At 50.1% G+C, this 26,266-nt stretch carries 22 protein-coding genes and 3 pseudogenes; 16 read left to right on the forward strand and 9 right to left on the reverse strand.

The window, feature by feature from the left end:
• Positions 1-341 precede the first annotated feature (341 nt).
• Positions 342-511: pseudogene (locus AC0YNV_RS00005) on the forward strand (PEP-utilizing enzyme); the annotation flags it as partial.
• A 93-nt stretch (positions 512-604) separates the two neighbouring features.
• On the opposite strand, the gene AC0YNV_RS00010 reads toward AC0YNV_RS00005, so the two are convergent.
• The 4 genes from AC0YNV_RS00010 to AC0YNV_RS00025 all read right to left on the reverse strand — a co-directional run bounded on the left by AC0YNV_RS00010 (position 605) and on the right by AC0YNV_RS00025 (position 4,481).
• Positions 605-1,489 (reverse strand): CPBP family intramembrane glutamic endopeptidase, encoded by an 885-nt coding sequence (locus AC0YNV_RS00010; RefSeq protein ID WP_475764809.1) that lies wholly within the window; start codon positions 1,487-1,489, stop codon positions 605-607.
• Positions 1,490-2,211: 722 nt separating this feature from the next.
• A complete protein-coding gene (locus tag AC0YNV_RS00015) occupies positions 2,212-2,430 on the reverse strand; it encodes a hypothetical protein (protein ID WP_475764811.1) in 219 nt (72 codons plus the stop codon).
• Positions 2,431-2,466: 36 nt separating this feature from the next.
• Entirely contained in the window at positions 2,467-3,558 is a 1,092-nt protein-coding gene (locus tag AC0YNV_RS00020; RefSeq protein WP_475764813.1) for a DUF4097 family beta strand repeat-containing protein, read from the reverse strand.
• 329 nt (positions 3,559-3,887) lie between these two features.
• Entirely contained in the window at positions 3,888-4,481 is a 594-nt protein-coding gene (locus AC0YNV_RS00025; protein ID WP_475764815.1) for a hypothetical protein, read from the reverse strand.
• Positions 4,482-4,886: 405 nt separating this feature from the next.
• On the opposite strand from AC0YNV_RS00025, the gene AC0YNV_RS00030 reads away from it, so the two are divergent.
• The 5 genes from AC0YNV_RS00030 to AC0YNV_RS00050 all read left to right on the forward strand — a co-directional run bounded on the left by AC0YNV_RS00030 (position 4,887) and on the right by AC0YNV_RS00050 (position 8,901).
• On the forward strand, positions 4,887-5,354 hold the full coding sequence (locus tag AC0YNV_RS00030; RefSeq protein ID WP_475764817.1) for a hypothetical protein: 468 nt from the start codon (positions 4,887-4,889) through the stop codon (positions 5,352-5,354).
• A 330-nt stretch (positions 5,355-5,684) separates the two neighbouring features.
• Positions 5,685-6,008 (forward strand): hypothetical protein, encoded by a 324-nt coding sequence (locus AC0YNV_RS00035; protein WP_475764819.1) that lies wholly within the window; start codon positions 5,685-5,687, stop codon positions 6,006-6,008.
• Between the two features lie 93 nt (positions 6,009-6,101).
• Positions 6,102-6,725 carry a TetR/AcrR family transcriptional regulator gene (locus AC0YNV_RS00040; protein WP_475764821.1) on the forward strand — a complete coding sequence of 208 codons (624 nt, stop codon included), beginning with the start codon at positions 6,102-6,104 and terminating at the stop codon, positions 6,723-6,725.
• Positions 6,726-6,789: 64 nt separating this feature from the next.
• Positions 6,790-8,295, forward strand: coding sequence for a YhgE/Pip domain-containing protein (locus AC0YNV_RS00045; protein ID WP_475764822.1), 1,506 nt, complete (start codon positions 6,790-6,792; stop codon positions 8,293-8,295).
• 42 nt (positions 8,296-8,337) lie between these two features.
• A complete protein-coding gene (locus AC0YNV_RS00050; protein ID WP_475764824.1) occupies positions 8,338-8,901 on the forward strand; it encodes an NAD(P)H-dependent oxidoreductase in 564 nt (187 codons plus the stop codon).
• Here AC0YNV_RS00050 and AC0YNV_RS00055 read toward each other — a convergent pair.
• Both AC0YNV_RS00055 and AC0YNV_RS00060 read right to left on the reverse strand, forming a co-directional pair.
• The gene (locus AC0YNV_RS00055) at positions 8,898-9,134 is read right to left on the reverse strand and encodes a hypothetical protein (protein ID WP_475764825.1); all 237 of its coding nucleotides are present in this window, start codon (positions 9,132-9,134) and stop codon (positions 8,898-8,900) included. The two genes, AC0YNV_RS00050 and AC0YNV_RS00055, sit on opposite strands and share 4 nt — an antisense overlap.
• A gap of 345 nt (positions 9,135-9,479) precedes the next feature.
• A pseudogene (locus tag AC0YNV_RS00060) lies at positions 9,480-9,588 on the reverse strand (winged helix-turn-helix transcriptional regulator); the annotation flags it as partial.
• Positions 9,589-10,055: 467 nt separating this feature from the next.
• Here AC0YNV_RS00060 and AC0YNV_RS00065 point away from each other — a divergent pair.
• From AC0YNV_RS00065 to AC0YNV_RS00080, 4 genes are all read left to right on the forward strand, one after another.
• The gene (locus tag AC0YNV_RS00065) at positions 10,056-10,895 is read left to right on the forward strand and encodes a D-alanyl-D-alanine carboxypeptidase family protein (protein WP_475764827.1); all 840 of its coding nucleotides are present in this window, start codon (positions 10,056-10,058) and stop codon (positions 10,893-10,895) included.
• Between the two features lie 7 nt (positions 10,896-10,902).
• Positions 10,903-11,928: an acyltransferase family protein gene (locus AC0YNV_RS00070; protein ID WP_475764829.1), complete on the forward strand. Its 1,026-nt coding sequence runs from the start codon at positions 10,903-10,905 to the stop codon at positions 11,926-11,928.
• A 65-nt stretch (positions 11,929-11,993) separates the two neighbouring features.
• Complete coding sequence (locus AC0YNV_RS00075) at positions 11,994-13,316, forward strand: D-alanyl-D-alanine carboxypeptidase family protein (RefSeq protein WP_475764831.1); 1,323 nt, start codon at positions 11,994-11,996, stop codon at positions 13,314-13,316.
• A gap of 949 nt (positions 13,317-14,265) precedes the next feature.
• On the forward strand, positions 14,266-14,805 hold the full coding sequence (locus AC0YNV_RS00080) for a hypothetical protein (RefSeq protein WP_475764833.1): 540 nt from the start codon (positions 14,266-14,268) through the stop codon (positions 14,803-14,805).
• A 483-nt stretch (positions 14,806-15,288) separates the two neighbouring features.
• Here AC0YNV_RS00080 and AC0YNV_RS00085 read toward each other — a convergent pair.
• Positions 15,289-15,684, reverse strand: a pseudogene (locus AC0YNV_RS00085) (transposase); the annotation flags it as partial.
• A gap of 604 nt (positions 15,685-16,288) precedes the next feature.
• Positions 16,289-17,446 (reverse strand): beta-propeller fold lactonase family protein, encoded by a 1,158-nt coding sequence (locus AC0YNV_RS00090; protein WP_475764835.1) that lies wholly within the window; start codon positions 17,444-17,446, stop codon positions 16,289-16,291.
• A 672-nt stretch (positions 17,447-18,118) separates the two neighbouring features.
• Here AC0YNV_RS00090 and AC0YNV_RS00095 point away from each other — a divergent pair.
• The 6 genes from AC0YNV_RS00095 (at position 18,119) to AC0YNV_RS00120 (ending at position 21,705) form a co-directional block, all read left to right on the forward strand.
• Positions 18,119-19,144 (forward strand): ATP-binding cassette domain-containing protein, encoded by a 1,026-nt coding sequence (locus AC0YNV_RS00095; RefSeq protein ID WP_475764837.1) that lies wholly within the window; start codon positions 18,119-18,121, stop codon positions 19,142-19,144.
• A gap of 2 nt (positions 19,145-19,146) precedes the next feature.
• Positions 19,147-19,962: an ABC transporter permease gene (locus tag AC0YNV_RS00100; protein ID WP_475764839.1), complete on the forward strand. Its 816-nt coding sequence runs from the start codon at positions 19,147-19,149 to the stop codon at positions 19,960-19,962.
• A gap of 290 nt (positions 19,963-20,252) precedes the next feature.
• Positions 20,253-20,471: a hypothetical protein gene (locus AC0YNV_RS00105; RefSeq protein WP_475764841.1), complete on the forward strand. Its 219-nt coding sequence runs from the start codon at positions 20,253-20,255 to the stop codon at positions 20,469-20,471.
• Positions 20,468-20,722: a VOC family protein gene (locus tag AC0YNV_RS00110; RefSeq protein ID WP_475764843.1), complete on the forward strand. Its 255-nt coding sequence runs from the start codon at positions 20,468-20,470 to the stop codon at positions 20,720-20,722. Before AC0YNV_RS00105 ends, AC0YNV_RS00110 begins: the two co-directional genes overlap by 4 nt.
• A gap of 267 nt (positions 20,723-20,989) precedes the next feature.
• Complete coding sequence (locus AC0YNV_RS00115) at positions 20,990-21,118, forward strand: hypothetical protein (protein WP_475764845.1); 129 nt, start codon at positions 20,990-20,992, stop codon at positions 21,116-21,118.
• Positions 21,115-21,705, forward strand: coding sequence for a TetR/AcrR family transcriptional regulator (locus tag AC0YNV_RS00120; protein ID WP_475764847.1), 591 nt, complete (start codon positions 21,115-21,117; stop codon positions 21,703-21,705). The genes AC0YNV_RS00115 and AC0YNV_RS00120 overlap by 4 nt, the downstream gene beginning before the upstream one ends.
• A gap of 166 nt (positions 21,706-21,871) precedes the next feature.
• Here the strand turns inward: AC0YNV_RS00120 and AC0YNV_RS00125 are convergent, their stop codons facing one another.
• Positions 21,872-26,125, reverse strand: coding sequence for a sulfite reductase subunit alpha (locus tag AC0YNV_RS00125; protein WP_475764849.1), 4,254 nt, complete (start codon positions 26,123-26,125; stop codon positions 21,872-21,874).
• Positions 26,126-26,266: the final 141 nt, after the last annotated feature.

Raw genomic sequence — 26,266 nt, forward strand, 5'->3', positions numbered from 1 at the left:
CCGGCCTCCACCCCTTGGACAGGCGTAACGAAGGAATGAAAGGGCATCGACCCGTTGAGGCATGGGAGTGAGAACCTCCAGGAACGGCGTGGAGAATACGTGCAGGATATGGAAGAACATGGGGGGAATAGTCTCCCCCTCTATTTCCTCACGCCTCCATGTTGTCCAGGTCTATGAAGTGGTCACCCGAGCGTCCTTCATACATGTCTATCAAGGGTGAAATCCTCCAAATAAGCGAGCATTCGTGAGAAAACTTAATCGTACCGAGGGAGTTAAATAAAGCTAAAAATAAAAACAGGTCAATGTATGGTAACGTGACCTGTTTTTACATGTATGTCGGCTCCCTACAAGGCCTAGTCACCGAAGTTGGCGAACTGATGACTATGGAGCTGTTATCGCACGTGAATATGGTTTGCCAGTAGTAGTCGGTGTGGAGAATGTTACCAAACTGATAAAAGATGGGCAACGAATACGCGTGCATGGAAAAGAAGGGTATACCGAAATATTGTAAATGGATGAATACGTCAAGTAAGAGCCTCTGTCATAATGGACGGCATTAAATGCAACCTGTCATGGCTAAAAGGGCGGTTACCCTGTTCGTCCTTTAATCTGATCGCCGAGAGAGGCGTTCGGGACCAGCAGTGATGACCACAACCAATGCCACAAGGCATTGCGCCACCACGCCTTGCCAGTTGAGCCAGAGAGAAAGAGGGAAATAGAGGTCAGTGATGTTTAGGGCATTGTGGAACAAGATTGCCAGCAAGACACTCCCTCGCGTGTGATTATAGACCCAGGTAATCAGAATGCTGTTCGCAATCGTTCCAAGCGCAAAAATGAAGAAAGGAGTGGTGGATTGAGAAGTCCCCTGTATGAAAAAGAACGGGAGATGCCACATAGTCCACAAGACGCCAAGGACGAGACTCGCCCCCAGGGCACGGTACCTTTCCTGTAGCTTTGGCAGCGCATATCCACGCCATCCTGGTTCCTCTCCGAACGGTCCACCAAGCAGACTTCCCAGGAGAAACACGGGGATAATCAGAAACCAGGGATTGATGCCCGAGGGAAGAGAGAGCTCCTCGACCACTGACGGATGGGCCAAATCGAAGGAGGCTCCTCCCAGAAGAGATTTGCAGGCCATGACAATCAGTGTGACAATAGCCGGTTCAAAGATCACAACCAAGTACCACCAAGGGCTTACACGCCAGATGAACAATTGACGAAGAAAAACACGCATGCCGCCCTTGCTGGTGGTTGTTGCAATGAGAAGCAAGGCGGCAAGTAACGGGCCGATACTCCCCACAAACGTGAGGGGAGAAATGAGACTGGATGGGAGGGGGAACAGCCCATGCGAATGAAGGGCTACCAGACCCAGGAATAGCCATGTGATAGCGTAGGCCAATACAAAGTAAGCGACGAGTGGATGGGATTTCCATACCCGAAACCGATTTTTCCTCTCATTTTTGTCCTGATCTTTTAGGTTTGCTTGCATTGTATCTATACAATCCTCCTTGTGTTTTTGTTTCCTGTTAATCTGTAAGCGTCAAACCGAATACACCTGTTCAAGCGTAGCTGCCCATGCCAGAATAGAACCATTCGAACACGGAGGTGGCCGGCATGGACAAACAAGCGCTTCACACGCAATGGAAGAACCAAATCAAAGATTGGAAGAAATTGATATAAAGATTTCTGGTCATCCGTGCCACGCTGTGATAACCTTTTACTGAGCACCTTCACGGGTGCTTTTTTCATTGTACGGCATTTTGCTATCGGGGAGGGGGGGAAGTGATGTTTTGCCGATGAATACTAGTAGGCCAGATTTCTTTGCCTTACTTGCATCTACCGTCATGCAGATTCGTGGGGAGGGCTCGCCGCCCATCCCCTCTGTACGGGGCTTGCATAAAGATGGCTGGAGATGGGCGGGACGATCAACGATTGGAACAACCTCGGTGGCTACAAGGTGTCTATCGTAAAGTAAAACTATCCCGAATCATCGTCGTACGTTACCCCTACCCATCATGATCGCCAGGGTAAAACGGAACAACGATTGAGAAACCGATATCCTTCGTAGCGATAAAGCGAAGGGGGGCTGCCGGCGATCGAAGCCAGCAATTTGGAATATGCGAGACAGACCGAGCTGCTGTATTCCGGCGATCTGTTCTGCGATAAAGCTTACGTGTGAGCGATCAGCGAAACGGAACGGCTCGCAGAAACTTACGCTTCGTTCGCCAAACGGCTGGCCGAAGCGCTTATCGACGCTTCCGAGCCCGCTGCTGCGATGAAACTGCTGATCAAGCTGCAAAACCGCAATCCGCTCGACGAAACGGCGGTGTACTTGCTGCTGAAGTCCATGCGATCGGCAAGGACCACAAAGGATTGACCGCGGCTGCCGTCCGTCCGGTGCCCTGACTCTTCGCAGCCATGCCGTTCCAAGCCCCGGCCCTGGCGTTGTCGAAAGGCTCCATCCCGTTATGGCCCGGCATCTACAGATATACTGCCGTTTGACGTGGACAGCATCACTATATTCTCGCCGGTTCCCAGAACGGCGGAGCGGTTGTTCTTTCCGTCGTCATGCCATTGGATATTGCCGCCAATACTGCCATTGGTGGTCTTTCCTTGAACCGTCGCATTCGTATTTGCCGGAAGCGTCAAATCGATCTTCCCATTGGAGGTTTTTAAATCCCACTTCCCGTCTACGGCAGACCCGCCTTTAATCGGGCCATTGGAGGTTTTTGCGGATAATGCGCCTGAAATATTAGAAAAGGCCACTGCTCCGTTCTGGGTTTTGAGGTCGACGGAGCCTTCGATATCCCCTATAGTTTGAGATCCGTTGGATGTTTCCGCGTTCAAATTGCCGTTGATGTTCCGGGCTGCAATCGCGCCATTGGAGGTTTTCAACTCAACGTTGGCATTCATATTCTGTATATCGATCTTGCCGTTATTGGTTTGAACTTTAGTCAGTAATGCTTGCGGCACTTCGACATGAAGCACGGGGGGCTGAAAATTCCATTGAAATAACTGTGATAAGCTGAAATTGATTCCCGTTTGTTCCAAAATAAGCTCGACGGTATCTCCTGAAGTTCTAACCGTCCAGTTTGCATTGATCTTCTCGTTCGCTTGAGATTGAGAAGAACCGTATGCCGTTAATTCTCCATCGTAGGAGAGAACCGCTTTGTCCGTTCCGGTCACGATTATCTTCCCGTCCGGAATCCGAATATCCACCTGCTTGACGGCGGTGACCAGCGGCACTTCTCCGTTCACCGGACTGAAATATCTGTTCTGCCAGAGAACGTTCGTCGACGACGTCGTCGTCGTTTGAGACAGACTAACGATTAGGATCAGTATGATGAAAGCTACGCTCCAGCCGCTCACTCTTGCCGGTTGATCAGACTGGCGAAGCCGCCCCCAAATAATTTCCAGACCAAATAGAATAAGGAATAACGGCCCGATATACTTAAACACTTCTGCGGATACCAGATCAATTTGAAACAGGATCATAAAAATACCGCTTACGATCAATCCCAGGGATATCGTAAAAACTCCCGTTTTTCTCTTGCTCATACAAGTCGCTCCTTTTTGACGGTGTCTGCATGCCTGTTCTTAGCGTAAAAACCAGCCCGGACATGCGTAATTCGATACAAACAGGCGGTGAATGTGCGCTTCCTCTCTTCGGTATTTCTTGCCTCTTTATATAGTGCCACGAATCATGGAGGATGAAATCACTCTGCGGGACGATTCTTTCTCAACCTTCAGCCGGATAGACCCTCCAGCAATCCGGGAGAAGCGGTTCGGACAACCTTATGCTTCAATTAGAAAATACAAAATAAACGGAGGGTGAGCGTCAAATAGCCCCCACCTAGCGGCGGGAGCAGAATTCAGCTAATCTGTTGTTAGGTTTTGTTCATCCGGCAATCGGCTGGGAGTGAAGCTTGCGGATGAACGAATCGACTCCAAGGCCGTTTTTTTACCCAACTACGGGAGACGAACACCAGGTGCTGCTCGTTTCTCGGCTGCGAACTCCAGGAGACTCGAAGGCTTGGACTTGCCGACCGAAAGTAGCGGTTTGCCGCGGGGCGGAACATGTAGATCAAGGCTGTAATTACGGCTGCCAAATGCATCACTCGGCTTGCGGCGAACAGGAGCGAAGTAAGTTCGACCCCGTCAAACATCGTGCTTAAAGAGTTGCCTTCCAGAAACCACTTGATGGGATCGATGACCAAAGACAGTGTCCCGATTCCGCCAAGCAGGATGGTTAAAGCGATTCGTGCCCAATTCTTCCCACGATACATCTTCATAATAATGAAGGTTAGTGCACCAAAGATTAATGTTCTTATGAGCGCTTGAATCACAAGGCCGCCAACGGACGACGTCTCGCCGGATAAGGAGGAGATAACGGCAATGATCATTTCAAAAACTCCGGCGACGATTGCGGTCATCCAAAAGAGATATGACTTTCTTACTTCATTCGGAACATTTTTAATCATTTTATTCCAATCATCCTTTCGATTTTAGATAGGGTAAAAGTCCGTCTCAAATCAAGACGCGTCTAGCAGTAAACCACCAACCGCCTATAGCTCTCAGAAACCGAGTCCCACGGGCAGTTACGTTCGACCCCGGCTACCGTAACTAAGCCTCTTAAAGACAAAAGAGGTCAACCAGTAAAAACTGGCTGACCTCATAATACGAACGGGCAGTATACGGAAACAAGCTGAAGTGGTGAAATGTGATTCGGGGAGTAATTATTGAAGGGTTGTCTACCGCAGGAAAGTCATCAGTATTTTCTGCAATAAAGAAATTACATAGTCAAACACAATTGTGAAAAAACGATAATTGCAATAAGTGAACACTATTCACAAGTTTTGCATTCATACCAAGGCGTCTTAAGATTGATGGACAAGGATGAACATATTCAGCTTTTAACTCGTCATGTTGATTATGTTGAGCAACAATATAATTGGATTGATTCACTTGGTCATACAAAACCATCAAATGGTGTATTTTATCTTTTAGAGAGGTTCCATGTAAATCATCGAGCGGCATTTATAAATTCTGCAGAAATTGAGAAGGTGGAAACACGTCTATCAAGGTTGAATGCACATCGTGTACTCTTAACCTTGTCCCAAGATGCTGTTGAGCCCAGATTTATTGAAAGTCGTGGCGAAGCTTGGAAATCATATGTGATGGAAAACCACCTCACAGTAATGGAGGCATGTCAGAAGTTCTTCGAGGATCAGGAAATACTTCGCGAGTGTGTGAAACAATCGTTAATTCCCACCTTAGAGATAAACACAGACGAAGCAGACTGCGATTCTTATGCAAAACAAATACTCATGGGATTAAACGAACGGGCACGATAGTGCAACGACCAGGAAAAGATCGCCACGGATGGCAACTGTTCCTTTTTCGTTGAAGTAACGGGCATAAAGCGTGGTAATATAAGTAAAAACGGTTATATCATTAGAGAACGAAAATGCAGGCATCGGGCAGGATACTTCAAATAGAATATAATACATCACGTAAAGCAGATTCGGATATTACACGACGATTAATGAATCACCTTCAGGTTTTTGGCAATTCAAGTATTCTGGATGTTGCTCCGGCTGGCCAAAATCCAGGCGATCCGGCTCGCGGACGACGTCTTCGAACGGCCGGACGATTTTGAACTGGAGACGTTCTGGGCCGGGTAGATGGCGGAGTACGAGCTCAGGCAGTTTCCTTACCGGGTAACGCTGCGGACGGAGGAGGAAGCGCTGATCCGCGCAGCCAAACTAGGCGGCATCCTTCTGGATTCGCAGGCGGGCGACGCTCGGCTTCGAGAACGAAGAAGCCGCCTTATCCGCGATGTTGGCGCTCGCGGGCACGGTGCAGGTCGAAGCGCCGGCTGGGCTGCTGGGGCGGATCTGCGAGGAAGCCCGCAGGCTGAAGGCGCTGTACGGGCAGATGTGAAATCGGCATCGGCTGCCAACCAATCGGAGCGGAGTTTTCACGATTTTTGCAATTTAAGGCGATAACCGGTTTATTGAAATTGACATCCGGCCGGAGATGGCGTATGATTTCGTTACACAATCAATGAATGAAATGACGGCGAAGAGAGGCGAGTTAGGTTGAAACGGATTCCACGGACGAGCAGAGATATACAGGCGGTGGAACGCAGGGAGCAAATTCTGCAAGGCGCCAAGGAAATGTTCGCTGAACATGGCTTTCACGGCACTTCGATGCGCATGATCAACAAGCATGTCGGCATTACGGACGGCCTGCTGTATCATTATTTTTCCGGAGGGAAGCAGGAGATCCTGGAGACCATCTTCCACGAGGCGCAGGAGGCGCGGATGGTGAGCATGGATATGCTGCTGGCGTCCATTGAGCCGAACCAGGGGCTGGAAGATGCGTTGTCGGACTTCCTGATCGGCATGTTCATGGCGCTGACGGGAGACCGGGCATTCCTCCGAATCATGTTCCGCGACGCGGAATCGATCCAGTCGGAGCAGCGGAATTTTATCTCCGAAATGATCAAGCAGCGGCATCGCGCGTTGACGGAAGTGTTGAATAAACGGGCCGAAGCGGGGGAAATCCGCGAGATGGACTTTTCATTGGCGGCGCATCAATTGCTCTCGGTCGGCGTCGTCTGTGCGCTGCGCGAGGTGTCGTTCATCAATGTCATCGGCGTCGACGTCGAGACGTATATTCGCAGCATGGTCACTTTCTCCGTGTCGCAATGGCGGAAGTGATTTCTATTTTGCCATTTCATTCACTGAACGTTGAATTAAATTATGTTGGGGGCGTTGTGTAATCATGTTTCATTTTTTCCGGCAAAAGCATCCTTATCTCACGGTCGTCCTCGTATTCGTGGTTGTTCTTGTTTTGGGGCTGGCGCAGCTCGGCTCCACGGTCAATCCGCTTCCGAAAGACTTGCCCGTCCTGCTCGTGCAGCAGGATACCGGCGCGAAGACGCCAGCCGGGGACGTTGCATTCGGCAAGCTGATCACGGATAAAATAACGGCATCGACGTCACCGGACGGAAGCCAAATGCCGCTCGAATGGCAGACTGCGGCATCGGAAGAAGCGGCCGTGGACGCGATGAACCGTCAAGAGGCTTACGCGGCATTGGTGATTCCGGCCGACTTCTCCGGTAAGCTGGCGAGCCTGCTGTCGCCGAATCCGCAATCCGCCGCGGTCACGCTGTATATCAACCAAGGCATGAACTATAGCGGAGCAACGATGACGTACACGATCCTGACGCAGATGGTGAACGGTGCCAGCGCGCAAATCCGGGCGCAAATGCTGGAGACAGCGGGCAAGCAAGGCGGCATGCTGACGACGGCGCAGACGGCAGCGATGGCCGTTCCGATCGAGGTGACGACCCGCACGGTCAACGCCGTCGGCACGAACAGCTCGAACGGCAATGCGCCCGTCGTTCTGACGCAGCTCGTCTGGTTCGGAGCCATGGTCACGACGATGATGCTGTTCGTAGCGGCCAACAAAGCGACCCAGAACGGCTCCCGCCGTCACCGCCTCGGCATTCGCTTCTCGCAGATCGTCATGGGCGCCGCGGTCACCTGCGCGGCTTCGCTGAGCATCCTATGGATCGCGGGGCAATGGTTCGGGCTCGATATTCCGGATTATTCGTCGATCGGCCTGTACCTGTTCTTAGCGGGATTCAGTTTCTTCCTGCTCCAGACGACGGTCGTCAGTTGGCTCGGCTTCGCCGGTGTTCCGCTCTTCGTGCTCGTGTTCTTCTTCGGGGCGCCCATCCTGACGCTTCCACCGCAGCTGCTGCCGCAGTTCAGCCATCATTTCCTGTATGCCTGGCTGCCGCTTCGATTCGCCGTGGAAGGCTTGCGCGACTTGTTTTATTTCGACGGCCACCGCAATTTGAGCGGACCTTCCTGGACGCTGGCCGCGATTGGCGCCGTCGGCGCCTTGCTGACGCTGCTCTCGGTGGTGAAGAAACATGCGGCCGCGCCGTCGCAAGAGGATGCGGTGCTGGAGCCGGTCAACGCATCGGCAGAGAGGGCGTCTGCAGAGAGGGAGGCAGCGCCCGCGCAGGAACTAGCCGAAAACCAGGATCGCTCGGATCGGCAAAGCGCGGACGGTGAATATCGCAACGCCATCCGAGGGTTTCTCAAGCCGCCTCAACCGGCGAAGGACAACGAGCATTTTAACGATAATGAATATCGGAAGGCGCTTCTGCTGTTAAGGGGCGATCCCAAGGATGAGCACCCTCAGGAAGAAATGAACGATAAAGCATACCGGGAGACGCTTAAGAAAAAGAACCGACCCTTAAAAGAAAACGAGTGAGGAATCGCTCTTGATTTCCCAACAAAGAGAGGAGATTAAACGATGAAAATTTGTATTGTTTACGATAGCGAAGCGGGTCATACGGAACAACTTGCCCGATCCATTGCCAAAGGCGTCGAACGCGTAGAAGGGGCAGAGGTTTTCATTAATCACGTCAAACAGGCGAGCATCAAAGATCTCGAACAGATGGATGCAATTATCTGGGGATGTCCGGGACACTTCGGCACCATCAGCTCCGGCTTGAAAGAATGGATCGACAAACTCGGTTATTTATGGGCGAACGGGAAGTTGGTCGATAAAATCGGCGCCGTATTCTGCACGACGGCAACCATTCACGGCGGGATCGAAGCCACCTTGCTGAACCTGATTACGCCGATGCTGCACCAAGGGATGATGATCGTCGGTTTGCCGGCCAATATTCCGGCGAATGCGCTGTACGGCAGTTATTACGGCGTAGGGGTTACGTCTCCCGTCGAAGATACCCATGACGCGCTGAGTCAATCGCTTTTTGCTAAGGGTCTCACGCTGGGAGAAGCCCTGGGGACGCGAGTGGCCAATGCGGCTGCCATCTATGCGGCGGGCAAGAAAACCCAGGAGACGATTTAGGCGATCGCCCGCCCCGCTAGAGACGGCACCCACTCTCGGCGTACAACACGAATTGGAATTTCTCCTGCAAGCGGCAGTTCTACGAGGAACTCGCTTTGATTTTTGCGGTTCATCCTAAGGATCCCGATCCCGAGCAGCAGGAAGAGGAGCACGTAGATCGTCAGCACGGGTACAACGATTCCCCATAAATGGCCGTCCGCCCGCGGCAGAAGATTGATGCCGTTCAAGCACATGAGAGCAGATTGAGCAGCACATGACGACCATCATCGTCCGAAGCCGCTTATACAGCGTCACGAGCGAGTCCCGATCGGTGTAAATCTGCGGAGCTCTGGATGTGGTTATCAATAACGTTGGACATGCTGCAGTTGGCATATATTTAAACCCGAAAGTTCGTGCAGGCATTTCTACCTTTGCAAGTTTCAAGAAGAGATCGATACAGGCTGTACTAGACTAAAAACTGATATTGAAAACGAACGGGTCCAAGATATTATCGACCGATACGGTAGTGACTTGGGGGATTACTCTTTTGTCGTTGGGGAAAAAAGATAAAATTTGCACAAAGGCTAACGAGCGACTGTTTTTATGTCCAAAGGTTAAATGACAGAGAATAAGCGTTTTCCATTTCCCGCCGATCAGATCCAGCGTCGCTTCCACAGGGATGTTATAGGATTTTGGATTACGAGCCACAATGTCACCTCACGCGGTTTATATGTTGTATTATAGCATAAATCAAATGGACCTCTCGCGGCATGAAGCGGAATGGTGAGAGCGTCCTGAACCCGATAACATACGCGATTACGTTAACGGGTACGATAGCACAATAAACACCTATGATGCCAAATGTCTGGAATATAATGCTGAGACGGGTGTATGGTTCGCGGATTATAAAATTCGGATTGCAGAGGTAAAATAATTTTTCGATCAGTTATGAGCAGCGAACGAAGAAATTCCTTATAGACCGGGTACCTTTGCTAAAGGGCGGTCTATTTTTCATTTGTCATAGCCAGCTCTAGCCTCGTTCATTTATAAATAAGCAACAAATCTTATCTTTTGTTAAGCTTTTTTTAAAAGCCTCTTAATGAATCAGGGTTATCTTGAAGTAGAAGCATTCGATTCTCATAACCTATCACAATCATTCGGGAGGCTCATATACGATGAGACAAACAAACCACGCACCTCAGATTCAAAAAAGCAGTTATTCAGGTGCAAGACGTACTTCCTACCAGGCAAGCAGAGCTGAGGTCCACGAAGGTCATTTGGTGCTGGTGAATCTCGCAAATCCCGTTAGACAAACGCTTCCGCCAGGTAAGCTAACGTCGTTAAGCTCAAACCCGGCCATACACGAACTGCATGAAGGCATGCTTTTGGAACATACATGTTTACGGCATTTCAATAATCTGCTTGAGGCTTGTCAAGGGATGGATGCTATTGTCGCTGTGAGCGGATATCGTACCAAGGAGGAGCAGGAGCGTATCTATGAATCCTCACTCAACGAGAATGGTGCGGCATATACGGCTCGTTACGTGGCATTGCCCGATCGAAGTGAACATCAAATAGGACTCGCCGTCGATGTTGGATGGATGAACGGGAACGTGGATTTCATTGCACCGTCATTCCCCGATAGCGGCATCTATATGACATTCAAGCAGCTTGCTGCCCAATATGGATTTATTCAGCGGTATAAGGAAGGGAAAGAATCGATTACTCATATTTCTTGCGAGCCTTGGCATTTTCGCTATGTCGGCTATCCCCATGCCCAAATCATGGAGCAAAACAATCTATGCTTAGAGGAGTATATCGATTTCATCCAAGGTTGCCCATATGCTGGTAGTCATTTGTCCTTTGAAAATGAGGCTCTATCGGTTGAGATTTACTACTTGCAGGCAGAAGAGGGACCTTCAACAAACGTTCCTATTGAACGGTGCGATTATTACTCCTTGTCGGGAAATAACAGGGATGGTTTCATCGTGACGGCATTCGCCGGTATAGGATAACATATCCATGCTGTCTAAACGGAATGAAAGCGGGCTGGACCTATTAAAATTTCTGGCCGCCCTGCTCGTCATTGCTAATCATACCAGCCCGTTGCTGTCCTTCAATCCGTATGCTGATTTTCTGCTAAGCGGTCTCGTTAGCCGAATTGCCGTTCCAATTTTTTTCCTGACCTCCGGCTTTTTTTATTTCCGTAAGATGAGCGGCGAACCCCGAGCGGACAAGAAGGCTCTGCTTGGGTATTCGAAAAAAATCGGGAAGCTCTATGCGATTGCCATCGTGCTGTATCTACCGCTTAACGTGTACACGGGGTATTTTTCTAATCGTTTCACTGCCCATTCCTTTATCAAGGATATCGTATTCGACGGGACCTTTTATCATTTATGGTATTTGCCGGCTCTGCTGATCGGGATAGGGATGACTTCCTTCATGCATAAGTTGATGTCAATGAAAGCGATGCTGGCTGCAGCAGGGTTCTTGTATATCATAGGACTGCTGGGTGATAGCTACTATGGAATGATAGAGAACACGGAGGGGATTTCGCGAGTATATGAGGGGTTGTTCACTATATTTGATTACACCCGCAACGGATTATTCTATGCTCCGGTCTATCTGGCATTGGGGGCTTGGGCAGCCAAACGGAAGGAGCCGGTAAGAAGACCAATCACGAATGCATGCTTGTTTGCCGTATCGCTCGCCATGCTGCTCGCGGAGGGAATCCTTCTGCATGCAGCGGGAATTCCCAGACATGACAGTATGTTTATCTTCGCATTGCCTGCTGCTTATTTCTCGTTTCAGTGGGCGCTCCAGTGGAGGGGAAGGACAAGGAAAGCGCTCAGAGAGGGGCGCGTATGGATTTATATTCTGCATCCCCTTGCTATCGTATTCGTTCGCGGGTTGGCAAAGGCTGCGAAACTCGAATCTTTATTCATAACGAACAGTCTGCTTCATTTTGTCGCTGTCTGTCTGTTGTCGATTATGATGGCAGCAGCAGCCGTACGATTATCCGCTATGAAATTCAACTTTGGACGCTAAGCCCTTACAATAGGGCGTAAGTATTTTATCGAAAAGGGGAGAAGGCGTTAAATCGCCATCATCATATGTTATTTCCGAAAGTATTCATCACGAAGCGGTTCGTTGCCGTTTTCGTTCTCATTAGTCTATTGTTCACGTTCGGCGTTTCCTCATTGGCATCTGCGGCGGATGTCCCCGCTGGAGCCCCTCAGCTGGAAGCGAAATCAGCTATCCTCATGAATGCGGAAAACGGACAAATCCTATATCAATCAAACGCGGATGAACCGAAGCCACCTGCCAGCATGTCTAAAATGATGACCGAATATCTCGTCTCCAAAGCCGTACAGGAAGGAAAGCTTTCTTGGGACCAAACCGTAACGGTAGGCAAGAACGCGGCGGCGCAGATTGGAAGCCGGATTTTTCTGGCGGAAGGCGATCAGCATACGGTTAAGGAATTGTATACGGCGATGGCCGTCGGCTCCGCAAACGACGCGACAGCGCAATTAGCAGAGTTGGTTGCCGGCTCCGAGGAAAATTTCGCGAAGCTGATGAACGAAACCGCGGTCAAGCTCGGCATGACTACGGCGCACTTCATTAATTCCACGGGACTAGACCGAGCGGATATGCCCGAGGAATTCCGTCCTTCTTCCATCGATGGGGAAACGGTAATGTCCGCCCGCGATTCCGCGACTTTAGCCTATCACATTCTAAATGAAGTACCAGAATTCTTGAATACTTCTAAAATCCAGTCCTACAGGTTCCGGGAACGGGACAAATCGCCGATCACGAACGTGAACTGGATGCTCGCAAGCAACAAGGACGTTCCCAACTTCCGCAAATTCGCCTACGAAGGCGTAGATGGCTTGAAAACGGGACATACCAGTAGAGCCGGCAACTGCTTTACGGGAACCGCTTTGCGCGACGGAACTCGACTGATCGCCGTCGTCATGGGAGTTCCCGGCGATACGAACGACGGACAGCGTTTCTTGGAGACCGCCAAATTGTTCGATTACGGTTTCTACGGCTTCGAGAAGAAAACGATCGTCGATGCGAAAGCCGTCGTACCGGAATACGAAACGTTAAAGGTCAAAAAAGGGAAAGCGAAAAGCGTAGCGGTCGTCACGGCGTCCGATCTGACCATATTAATTCCTAAAGGCCATGCCGTGGAAACGACGGTGCAAGAAGTGAAGAGCGCGCAGGACTCGTTGGTCGCTCCGGTTAAGCTCGGCGCTAATGTAGGTACGGTTACTTACAAATACAAAGACCCGTCCACCCAAGAAGAAAAGACGGTTACGATCGACTTGGTCGCTTCGGAAGACGTCAACAAAGCCGGCTGGTGGAGGCTGTTATTCCGTACGATCGGCAGCTTCTTCTCCGGAATGTTCCGAGGGATCATAGATCTTTTCTAAATTAGTTTGAAGATCGAATATACTCATGTTGATTTAAAAGAGGAAATAGTTAAAGCAATTGTAAAGTATGAAGGACAGATAATTATGACTGATACCGTTGATTTGCAAGCAGATTCTATACAAAAGGTATGGGGGTGAGGAAGTATCACATCGAGAGACGTATGGTGTTAACAACAAGACATTTTAGTATTGATAAAACGTCTGTCAGAGTTTTTTATTCAAAATAATCCAAAAGAATATTATGAGCAATTTAAATGATTTCAACGCATTCAATGGCAAACAGAGTTGTTGAACTAAAACCAGCTAATAGCTTGTCAAGATTTTTCTCTTAAGTTTTAGAAGAAAAAGCACTATGCTGAAAAATGGGCAATGGTTAAGAGCCCTCCTTAAGAGCGTTGGAAGGTTTCTGGTCTTTATGGAAAGTGTGGTTCTTAAGCTAAATCAAGGAAGGGCTCTTTCTTGGTCAAAATGGCAAAGATCCAGTGTAGGAGCTTGTTTATACAGGCAACAACGGCGACTCGGTATGGTTCTCCTAGGAGGCGAACAGTTTTAGCGACGGGATTTCCTCCCACGGATACGATCGTTCTGCCCCGGCTACCGATACATACACCGCGTAAAGCAAAGTGGTCAACCAGTAAAAACTGGCTGACCTCATAATACGACGGGTACGATAGCACAATGCTGAAGGGCTGCTGCACGGCAGCTACATTCAGCTGGTTTCTAAGCCTTACTACATTGATTCATTTATTAATATAATATTTAGGTGGTGTTAAGACTGTCTACTCTATGGGGACTAAAAAAAATAGTTGATCCCAGGTTACAGGAACACGGATTTAAGTATTCAGGGAAGCACAGTTCAACTAGTTGGTATTTTTCTCGCATGTTTAAGGGAGTTACACAAAACGTTTTTTTTGAAAAAATCGGATCTCATCCGGATGGGATTAGATTTATGTTGAGAACATCTGTTAGTTTAGAAACCACATTCCCTCATAACTTCTCAAGGGAATTAAATCCCTTAGGATTGGAATATCAAGATGATGAATCCTTCCGTGTAGTGCTTGATAAATTGACAGATGTTATTATTGAACACGGCATAGCTTGGCTAAATGTAATGAGTAAGCCTGATGTAAGGCCTAGTAAGGAAATAAATAGTTTATTTCTAAAAAGTTTAGAGGATAGGCTATTGAGGCTGCTTAATGCAGGAACACTTCAATTTAATCGAATCGACCATAGACTTATTGAAGAGCTTGAAAATAAAGTTAAAGTGAGATCTAATCAGGGTGAACTTGAAGCTGATTGGGAATCTATTATGGATGTTGCGGTTGAATTAGGTGAGTACGTACAGACTAACTTTGGTGGGCATTGGTCTGCGTATGGAGATGATCAGCTCCCTTGCATTGTTGAAATTAGAGGGAAAAATATTAAAGTTGGTCCTTATTCGCAGTATCTAGATTTTGGGGGAAACCTTATTATTCACAACATTCATTAAAGCTTTGGTATATTGGTATTGAGGAACGATTATTGAACTATTAAAATATAATTCCACATGCGAGTGTAACACTCCATGTGGTTTCTTTATGTCTGGGATGTTAGCTTTCTTATCAGCTCGTTCTTGGAAGAAGTTGCTGTAACAGGGTCCGATAAACTCATTGGCCGACACAAATCAGGTTCCAAAGCAGAGCAATCGCTGGGATCTTGAGAGATACCTTTTCCCAAACTCCAGAAGATCGCGAACGGTATATGAATTATTTATTGCTTCCCTTGTGTTACAAATTTATCAGATCACAACGTTGTTTGGCACTACCGGTTTTACAATAAAATGATTTTTAGTGAAGTGCTGAGATAGAGTCATCGTTACGCTACCCCGAAAATTACTCTTAGCACAAACCCAAAAATGGCAGCACGAAGCTAAGCCCAGCTTTGATGGTTTTTAAAAGCTGTACTTCTTAGGAATGTATGAAACATTAGGAAGTTAAGAGGCCGAATTAGAAAGAGCGACTTGAAAACCAAGATTCTCGAGCTTTCGTACGGCTTGTCTAACAATCGCATCTTGCTGTCGCTGTTCAAAGTAATGACTGCCTAAATCTTTGTAATCCTCTTTGCGCGCAAGGAGATGGTAAGCAATGATCATGATCGAGTGCGCAACAGCTACGGCTGCCCGGTGTCTCCCTTTTCGGGCGGCGATGCGCCGGTACTGGGCTCCCAGGTAGTTGTCGGATCTGCATACGGAGTGGGCGACTTCGATCCGTGCCGCTCGGAGATATTTGTTGCCTTTGCGAGTTTTCGAGGATTTACGTTTTCCGGCACTTTCATTCTGCCCTGGAACGAGGCCAGCCCATGAGCAGAGATGAGCGGCAGATGGAAAACGCAGTTCATATTACAATCCGTCATTTGAACATCCCTTGATTGGGATGCAGAGGCACATTGCATCCCCCTAGGCTCCATACAAAAAGAACGTCACCACGTAACGTGGTGGCGTTTTTTGTATGGATTGCCTAGGGGGAAATGAACCCCTAATGGTTCGCCCGCACGGACAGAGCGAAAGCGGGAGGAGTACGGCGACTGAATCTACCGCTAGAAGTCCCCGAGGAATAAGCTTCGCGTTCTTTGTCTGGTACGATGCGAAGGATGCGGGGATCGGCTTGTCCCGATATTCGTTCAATAAAACTTGGAATATGGGTCCGTTTAGCATCCGAACAGAGAATGTGATCTTTGACAAGATCCTGACTTATAACGTAGATGAATATGACAACCCTGTAGGGGGATAATAAAATGATGACCCCGCTGGCCTGTGGCTGGCGGGGTTATTTTTTATATAGGCTTTTGTGTCTCTAGCTAATTGCAGCTGGTCTTCTTTTTGTGCAGACTGTTTTCTTATATTATAAAATAAACTGTTAGTCCATGAAAAAAATGATGTAAACTGGCTGCGGGTTCCTGCGAAGAATAAATTCACAGCCATGATCAAATTGCCGTTAAGAATTTACACCAATGCTATTTGGCCCACTTCCTACAGGAACGGCGGCTATGACGGTATTGGAGTTTCCATCAATGACAGAGACGGTATTTCCAGTGACATTTGCGACGTAGATGCCGTTTGTTAATGGATTCGCTTTTATATCGTTAGGAAGGCTAAAACCTGCTATTGTGGCTATGACGGTGTCGCTGATTCCATCGATAACCGAGACGGTATCAGCATTCACTACATAAATTCGGTTGGTGATGGAATTTACGTCTATGCCGCTCGGTGTGCTCCCTACGGTGACGGTGGTTATGACGGCATTGGAAAGTCCGCTTATGACCGAGACAGTACTATCGCCAAGATTTGTCACGTATATCCGGTTTGTAGTGAGGTTTACCCCAACACCTAGGGGTACAAAACCTACTGGAATTGTTGCTATGACAGTATTGGAAATTCCGCTTATGACAGTAACGTTGGCGCTGGCTTGATTTGCCACGAAAATTCGATTCGTGATCGGATTCACCCCAACACTGACCGGTCCCACACCGCTTACGGGAACTGTGGCTATAACGGTATTGGTATCCCCATCGATGACGGAGACTGAGTTTTCGGCAACGTTGGTCACATAAATCCGATTCGTGGCTGTGTTCACTCCAAGACCAGCCGGATTACCAGCTACAGGAACGGTGGCAATCACAGTGTTCGTATTTCCGTCGATTACCGAGACTGTAATATCTCCGCCATTTGATACATAAATCCGATCAGTGGCCGGATTTACTCCTAGGCTTGACGGACCAATACCTACCGGAATCGTGGCAATAACACTGTCGTTATTACCATCAATAACAGAGACAGTATTATCATTGAAATTCCCTGCGTAAATAAGATTAACTGAAGAAGGAAGCGCAGCTCCAGGCGGCCCCTGCGGCCCGGCAGCTCCATCTGCTCCGGGCAGCCCTTGCGGCCCGGCAGCCCCATCTGCTCCGGGCAGCCCTTGCGGCCCGGCAACCCCAGCTGCTCCAGGCGGCCCTTGCGGCCCGGCAACCCCATCTGCTCCAGGCAGCCCTTGCGGCCCGGCAGCTCCATCTGCTCCGGGTAGCCCTTGCGGTCCTGCAGCCCCAGCAGCTCCGGGCAGTCCTTGCGGCCCGGCAGCTCCCTGAGGTCCTCTCAATCCCCGAAAGCCACGGGGCCTGTCACTCTTTATTGATTCTTCGAGTTTGTGTACTTTTCTTCGTAAGATTTTAACATCCCTTCGAATGTGTAGAGGTTTCACTTTGCATTTGTTAGAGAACACTAACAGGCACACCTCCCAAATAGATATGCATTATGTTATGATAACGGCCATTACCGCGGTTGGACTTCTGTCACTCAAGGATGACAAAGTCTATCTTCCGTAAATGGTGTTCAAGAGGTCATTCTTTTTTCAGGATCCGACTAAATAGACCAGCTTGCAGAATTTGCAGCTGGTTTTCTTCTTTATCAGATACGCCCTTAAAGTGAATTGGTAATTGTCGGGAAGATATTTATTGCCCAAAAAGTGGCAGGGGGCCTGGCTGCGGGAGTAGCGCTATTATTGTTCTTTATTGAATCTGAAAAAGAGCCAACAGACAGAATGTCGCTGATTCGGTTCTTTTTCGGAATTTTTTTCCCCATAGGCTCCCCACAATAATGATGGGAACGATTGGTTTCGCATTCCTTCTTTGTCTAACGAAAAACCTGTTAACCCGCTTGGCTTCTGGTTTTCGTCTATATTTAGGTTTCATTGGGCAACCACGACATATTCAGTTCATAAATCTGAGTTACGATTCCAATGATAATAATCAGTTATATGGGAGGAATTGCTTTGAAGCATGTATACAGAAAGGAATTAGCGCCAAACAATGGTGATTGGGCTGTGGAAGCGGGTGGGCTCGTTAAAACTTTTGGAAGCAATCGAGCGGTGGATGGCGTGGATTTGAACGTGCGCGCCGGTACGATCTATGGCGTACTCGGCCCGAATGGGGCAGGCAAGACCACCACAATCAGTATGCTGGCGACCTTGCTTCGACCGGATGCCGGTGCAGCCAGAATCTTCGGGTACGATGTGGTGAAGGAGTCGCAGATTGTCCGTCAATTGATCGGAGTGACCGGTCAATACGCATCGGTCGATGAGTCGCTTAGCGCTACCGAGAACCTGATCATCTTCTCCCGACTGCTCGGGCTAGGGCGTGCAGAGGCACGGCAAAAAGCAGCGGAGCTGCTTGAGGAATTTGGTTTGACAGAGGCCGCGAGCCGTCCGCTGAAAAATTTCTCCGGGGGCATGCGCCGTCGGCTGGATTTGGCGGCGAGCCTTATTGCACAGCCGCCGCTCATCTTCCTGGACGAACCGACTACCGGGCTGGACCCGCGGACACGTGCACAGATGTGGGATACGATCCGCCGGCTGGTGAGGACGGGATCAACTGTACTGCTGACAACACAATACCTGGATGAGGCAGATCAATTGGCAGACCGGGTAGCGGTTATCGACCGCGGCCGTGTCGTCGCCGAAGGCACTGTGGATGAGCTGAAAGCGTCAATCGGTACCTCGTCGCTGCAATTGAGAGTCCAAAATCCACAGGACATCGAGAAAGCCCGCCAGACCGTAGAACAGGTGCTCAAGGTCAAGTCTATTGTGTCGTCGGAAGCTGCAAGAATTACTGCACCGATGGCGGACGCCGACCGGGTCACCGACCTGCTTATTGCTCTTCGCGCGGCTGGGATTCGCTTGGACGAGATGAGTGTGCAGAAACCGACACTCGATGAGGTGTTTCTGACCATTACCGGCCACGGGGTGAAGGAGGACACGTCGTCAGTGTCCAATAAATTGAATGAAGTGAAGGAGGCATGAGCATGAGAAGCGCATCAATCAAGCCAGGTGCTAATCCACAACTGAAAAACCACACAAGCTTCAACCAGACGGTACGCAACTCGTTGACAATGGCCTATAGAGGTCTGCTGAAGATCCGCCGAACCCCCGAGCAGTTGTTCGACGTTACGCTTCAGCCAATCATTTTTACCCTGATGTTTACCTACATTTTTGGCGGAGCGATCTCCGGTGATGTACAGAGCTATTTGCCAGTCATCATTCCCGGTATCCTGGTGCAGACCGTAATCACTACATCTATCGTTACCGGCGTCCAGCTGCGCGAGGATATGGATAAAGGCGTGTTTGACCGATTCAAATCCCTTCCTATCGCGCGTATTGCTCCGCTTGCGGGAGCTCTGCTCGCAGACACCGTCCGATATACCATTGCGACTGTACTCACCTTTACCATGGGATATATTATGGGTTATCGGCCCGAAGGAGGCCTGGAACACGTCGCCCTCGCTGCGGTTCTTGTCATTATCTGCTCCTGGGCAATCAGCTGGATCTTCGCCTTCTTTGGCGTGATTGCCCGTACTGCCTCGAGCGTACAGGGGATATCGATGATTGTGCTGTTTCCGCTCACCTTCCTTTCCAACGCGTTCGTTCCCGTCAAGACCATGCCCGATTGGCTTCAGTGGTTTGTTAACATCAATCCGATCTCGCATCTGGTCACAGCCGTCCGGGATCTTGCTAACACGGGAACTATAGGTTGGGATCTTGGTATCTCCCTCATCGGCGCTGCTGTCATTGTGGCGATCTTTGCACCCATTACAGTTCGTGCGTATATGCGCCGGACATAGCAGGACCAGACTCGATTGGAGAGCGCATTGCTGGCAGCGATGGAGTCAGGGGCTCGATCCCACTGGACTTCACCCATTTATGACATTCAAGGCAGCCTGCTAAGGGCTGCGTTTTTTATTTTACGGATTGCCTGGGGAGAAAGGAATAAACTTCCTTTTGCTGAACCCCTAAGAACAGGGATCATTTCCATTTTACGGAGAAGTTATAACTCTTTTTTGTTTACATACATGCTGTATGTATGTTAATATCCTGCTATACCAATCTAACCTTAATACAAGGGGGAGCCGATTTGAAAATCAACAGTTTCTATCCGGTCATCATGACGAAGAAGGTAGCGGACAGCACGGAATTTTATCGACAGTATTTTGGTTATGAGGTTGTTTATGAGTCTGACTGGTATGTGAGCTTGCGGACTGGGGAGGCAAGCAGGGATCGTATGAGCTGGCGCTGCTCGATGCCGGACATCCGACGATTCCCGCCCAATACCGCAAGAGAGCTGAGGGTGTGATCCTGAACATGGAAGTTGACGATGTGGATGGAGAGTACGAGCGGTTGGTCATTGGCGCGAAGCTGACATTGGAGCAGGATATCCGGGATGAGGAATTCGGGCAGCGGCATTTTATATTGTCTGATCCGGGCGGTGTTTTGATCGATGTGATTGCAGTGATTCCACCTTCCGTGGAAGAGAGCGCCAACTATTACGAATCCGTGTGGAAGCAGGAGGGGCAAGGGGCGAGAATGAATGAGCCGATGCTTTGAAGCATTATTTTGACGAAAGGCTGGCAAGAAGACTGGTGGATTTGATTGCCGGGCTGAGAACGAAACGGAGGAAGGAATGTTCATAAACGGCTACTTTCTGATGCTGGTTGCCTTCTATGTGGAAAAGTATGGCTTGCAGGATACAGAGCTTTCACTGGATCGCTATATGAAATAAAGAAGCGTCATACCTCTGAATACACCATTCGTCCATACTTAACCGCTCATACCGATCTGTGTTTGGTCAAGCAGGAGGCTGTTTTGTTGTAGTTGAAGCAGCGGGCATCGGAGGGCGGCAAGCACAGAAAATGGATTATTCGCAAAGGGCTGCGTACACGGCTTGAGCATGGTGATCGCAGGGCGCAGGAGCTTGTGCAGGAGACGGGAGAAAGCGTATGAGGAGAAATAAAAAAGATACGGATGAGACGATCCATAAGCTGCAGGAAGTTGCACGCCATCACTTTACCAGGCATGGCTACGCTGAGAGTTCTTTGGAGGAAATTGCCAAAGACGCCGAGGTCACCCGTGGCGCCGTATATCATCATTTTGGCAGTAAAAAAGGCTTGTTCCGGGTGGTGCTGGAGCTTGTTCAGCGCGAAGTGGCGCAGCGGCTGGAGGAGGAGGCCTCGCTTAGCGATGATTTGTGGGAGCAGCTGTATCTGGGCTGCCGGGCATTTGTGACTGTGGCGATTGAACCGGAAAACAGGCGGATCATGCTCATAGATGGTCCGGCGGTGCTGGGTTGGGAGGAATGGCGGCTGCTGGATGAGCAGCAGTCTATGCGGCTGCTGTACGGGCAACTCGAGCTGATGCGGCAGCAAGGATATCTGAAGCATAACCGGCTGGATGCAGCCACGCATTTGCTGTCAGGCGCACTGAACGAAGCGGCGCTCTGGCTGGCGCAAATACCGGATGCCGAGGATGCTGCCAAAGCGATGGAGGACTGTCTGCAGACGCTGCGCTTGCTGCTCGAAGGTATCCGATAATCCCGGTAAAGACCATGAATTTTCATTGTGAACATGGTTCGGAATAGTTTGAGGATTTCTCTTGCTGTCAGATTCCGACGGCAGTCTGGAATCCTGGTTATATGAACGAAGAAAAAGGGAATCAGGCGTTTTATGCCGGATTCCCTCTTGTCTGATTTCGATCCTTCTAGTAAACATCCCTGACGTATCTTTTGGAATGCAGCATTTCCTTCACGTAGGCTTCCGCTTCGGCGTCGTTCATTCCTCCATGCTGCCGGATAATCTGCTTTAGCGCGGAATCGACCTCTTTGGCCATGCTGCTGGCGTCGCCGCAGATATAGAAGTGGGCGCCTTCCCGGAGCCATGCCCATACTTCACTTCCATGCTCGATCAGGCGATGCTGGACATAGATTTTCTCTGGTTGATCGCGGGAGAATGCGGTGTCCAGACGGGTCAGAATGCCTTCCCTTTGCATGGCTTCCAATTCCTCTTGGAAGTAAAAGTCCTGGTCTGCCCGCTGCTCGCCGAACAGGAGCCAGTTCTTTCCTTTGGCCCGGGTGGCCTGACGCTCCTGAAGGAATCCGCGAAACGGTCCGACTCCAGTGCCCGGACCGACCATAATGATTGGCGTATCCGGATTGACCGGCAGACGGAAATGAGCGGTTTTTTGAATGAAAATAGGAACTTCGGCAGCAAGCTCCGCACGGTCTGCGAGGAAGGAAGAGCAGACACCCTTTCGGGTTTTTCCGTTGAATGGATAACGTACGGTTGAAACGGTGATATGAACCTCGTCAGGATTTGCAATTGAGCTGGAGGAAATGGAATAAAACCGGGGCTGCAGCGGCTTGAGTATTCGGACGAGTTCGTCCGCGCCAACAGGCACCGGAAATTCCTGTAATAGATCGACCAGATGACGGCCCCGCAGCCATTCCTTCAGCCGGGATTTATTCTCGTGCTTCAGAAGAGTTTCGAGCTGATCACTATGTGACTGCTCCTGGACGAATTGAAGAATGGTTGGGGTTATACGGGCAATCTCGAAATGCCGGAGCAGCGCTTCAGCTACCGTAATTTCACCATGGTCTTTTAGCGTGACGATATCGGTAGGCTGAAGCTCTACCGCATGCAAAATCTCATCGACTGTATCCGGACAGTTGGTTGGCCAGACGCCCAGAGCATCGCCGGCTTCATAATGAAGCCCGGTATTGGCCAGATCGAAAATATAATGGCGTGTCTCTTTCTCGGAGGCCTCTTGATTCAGCAGACGATTGGCAATCAAACGCGTATGAAGAGGATGGCTGCGGTCATAGCTTCCTGGAATGACGGGCTCTACCGCCGCCGCCGTTTCAATGGTTTGCTGCTGCGGCAGATTGACGCTGGCCGGAGACAGTTCCCGATTGGCTGAGAAACCGGATTCGATTTCTCGGGAAGCATATTGGTTCAGCGTGCCGGCTACCGCATAGATCCATAATTCCGCCCGTTCCTGATAATCGGTGTCGCATTCGACGAGACTCGTCATCCGCTGGGCTCCGAGCTGCTCGACACGGGAATCTAGATTGCGTCCGAATCCGCAAAACGAATCATAATTGGAATCGCCGAGCGCAAGTACCGCATAGCGCAATTGGGACAACCGTGGCGCGTTGTCCGCCTGGAGCGCCTTCCAGAAGCTCTCGCCGTTATCCGGCGGATCGCCTGCCCCGAATGTGCTCGCAACGAACAGAACAATGCGCTCTGCTGATAAGTTTGCAATTGAGTAAGCATTCATATTAACAAGACGAATATCATGACCGGCGGCCTTCAGCTTCTTGGCTGCATCATTGGCCGCCTCCTCCGCATTGCCTGTTTGCGATGCCCAGACCAGGGTGATAAGCGGCGTTGCCTTCTCTGCAGCAGGTGCTGCGGGCCGTTCTAAAGTTGCCACCATCGAAGCGGAAGGAGTGATTTGCGTTTCCGGAAGATAAGTGCGGGAGAACATGCCTGCCAGCATGCCGTCCAGCCAGAAACGTTTGCTTTGGTCAAGCGGAGCTGTCGGAGGCAGGACAGGGATACCCGAAGCCGTTCTCGATTCGTCAGTCCGCAGACTCGTCATGAATCCGGCGAGATACATTTTTTCATGGTTGTCGAGTATGACAGAAGCAGATGAATCAATGCCGAGGATACTGGCGAGCGTATCGACTTTGGCCATATAAACTTCCTCCTTCTGAATATCCGGTTGAATATTCGCTTCGTTTGCAGCTGCGCGGTTTGGGGCTTCACGACCGGGAGAAACGGAGGGTTCACCAGGTGGTTGGACGGCAGCGCGGACAAGCGATACTGCGCAATATTTAAATTCAGGCTGATAGGAAATCGGATCAATGGCATCATTAGTGACGTCGTTGATGGCAAGATGGCCGCCAAAAAGATCATTCCAATGAAAAGGGGCAAAACAATTTCCCGGACGTACCCTGTCGGTAACGGCTGCCGGCAGAATGGCCAACCCCCGTCGTGATTGAATCTCAACACGGTCCCCGCTGTTTATGCCCATGAGCTCCGCATCTTCCGGATGAATTTCGATAAAAGGACCCGGGTTCAGCTTATTGAGCGTTGAGATCTTCCCGGTCTTGGTCATGGTATGCCATTGATGCTGCAGCCGTCCCGTATTGAGCACAAAGGGATATTCACTGTCAGGCATCTCTGCCGGAGGCAAATAGGGTCTTGCCAAGAAAATGCCTTTTCCATGCTCTGTCGGGAAAACGATCCGCGGGCGGCTGTTGTCTTTATTCTCTTTCAACGTCTGGCTGATTCCATTATTCAAGTAACGGATGGGATTGCGGCCATCGGTGCCAGCCGGAGCGATTGGCCACTGTAGGGGAGCTTGGCGCAGCCGTTCGACGGAAGCGCCGCGAATGTCATAGCCGGTCTTGGGATTCCACATCTGCTGAATTTCCGCGTAGACCTCCTCCGCGGAAGCGTAGGAGAAGGCGGAGGTGTACCCCATCTCACAAGCGACCCGGGCGATGATCTGCCAGTCCGGCAGCGCTTCTCCAGGCGGATTCACCGCTTTCTGCATCAAGGTCAAATTGCGCTCCGAGTTGATCATAACGCCTTCACCCTCCGACCATAAAGCGCCGGGAAGCATAATATCCGCGTATCGATTGGTCTCAGTATCCAGAAAAGCATCCTGCGTAATGACAAGCTCGGCAGTCTGCAAAGCCGCGATGACGTTCTTCCGGTTGGGAACGGTGGCAACCGGGTTCGTGCAAATAATCCAGCACGCTTTGATATCCCCGGCCTGCATGCTTTGGAACATGGATACGGTCCCGGTCCCAACTTCCGTTCGGATCGTTCCGCGCGGTACGCCCCACATATCCTCCATAAAATGCCGCTCGGCTTCGACAAGCACGGAACGCTGCCCGGGCAAGCCTGGCCCCATATAGCCCATTTCCCTGCCGCCCATCGCATTCGGCTGACCGGTGAGCGAGAAGGGCCCGCTGCCGGTGCGGCAGATGGCTCCGGTCGCCAGGTGCAGATTGCATATGGCATTCGTATGCCACGTGCCATGCGTGCTTTGATTCAGACCCATCGTCCAGCAGCTTATCCATTCGGGCGATTCGCCGATCCAGCGGGCGGCCTGGCGGATATCGGCTTCGGGAATCCCTGTTATTGCTGATACCTTCTCAGGAGGGTAATCCTCCAGAAAGCCGGGCATGCTGTCCCAGCCGGAGGTGAATTCAGCAATGAAGGCAGGGTCCGTATGTCCTTTCTTGACAATTAAATGCAGCAAGCCATTAAGCAGGGCCAGATCGGTCCCCGGTTTGACCGGCATATATAGGGATGCTTTGTCCGCAGTCGCATTGCGGCGCGGATCGACGACGATCAGCCTGGCTCCGGCCTTGACCCGGTCCATCATCCGCAGGAACAAAATGGGGTGGCAGTCGGCCATATTGGCGCCAATGACGAAGAACAGATCGGCATGATCCATATCCTGATAAGAGCCGGGCGGACCATCCGCTCCGAGTGACAGCTTATAGCCGCTGCCCGCACTTGCCATACATAAGCGTGAATTCGACTCGATGTTATTCGTGCGCACGAAGCCCTTGGCCAGCTTATTGATGAGATACTGCGATTCCAGGGACATTTGGCCCGAAACATAAAAGGACAGTGCATCGGGGCCGTGTTCATCGAGGATGGTCCGCAGCCTGGATGCCGTCTCTCTAATGGCATCGTCAATACCGATTTGGTCAGGTTCGGCCACCCGGCCCGGACGCCGATAGGCATATTCCATACGTCCCGATTCCGTGATAGCCTGGGCGCAGGTACTGCCTTTCGTGCAAAGCCGGCCGAAATTAGCCGGATGATCCTTGTCGCCTTTGACTTTGACGACACGGTTATCAGCTACCTCGAGCACAATGCCGCAGCCGACACCGCAGTAGGGGCAGACGCTTTTCACTTGTTTTGTTGTCATTAAGGTTCACCAGCGTTGGCGTGCTTGGCACGCATATTGGATTGGTATCGTTCGAAACGGATGATATCTGAATAAGCTTAAATATATATCGCACTACGATCTAAGTCAAGGATTTAATGTCATAATACATAACATGATAAG

Source organism: Paenibacillus sp. JT31N11 (assembly GCF_056269285.1).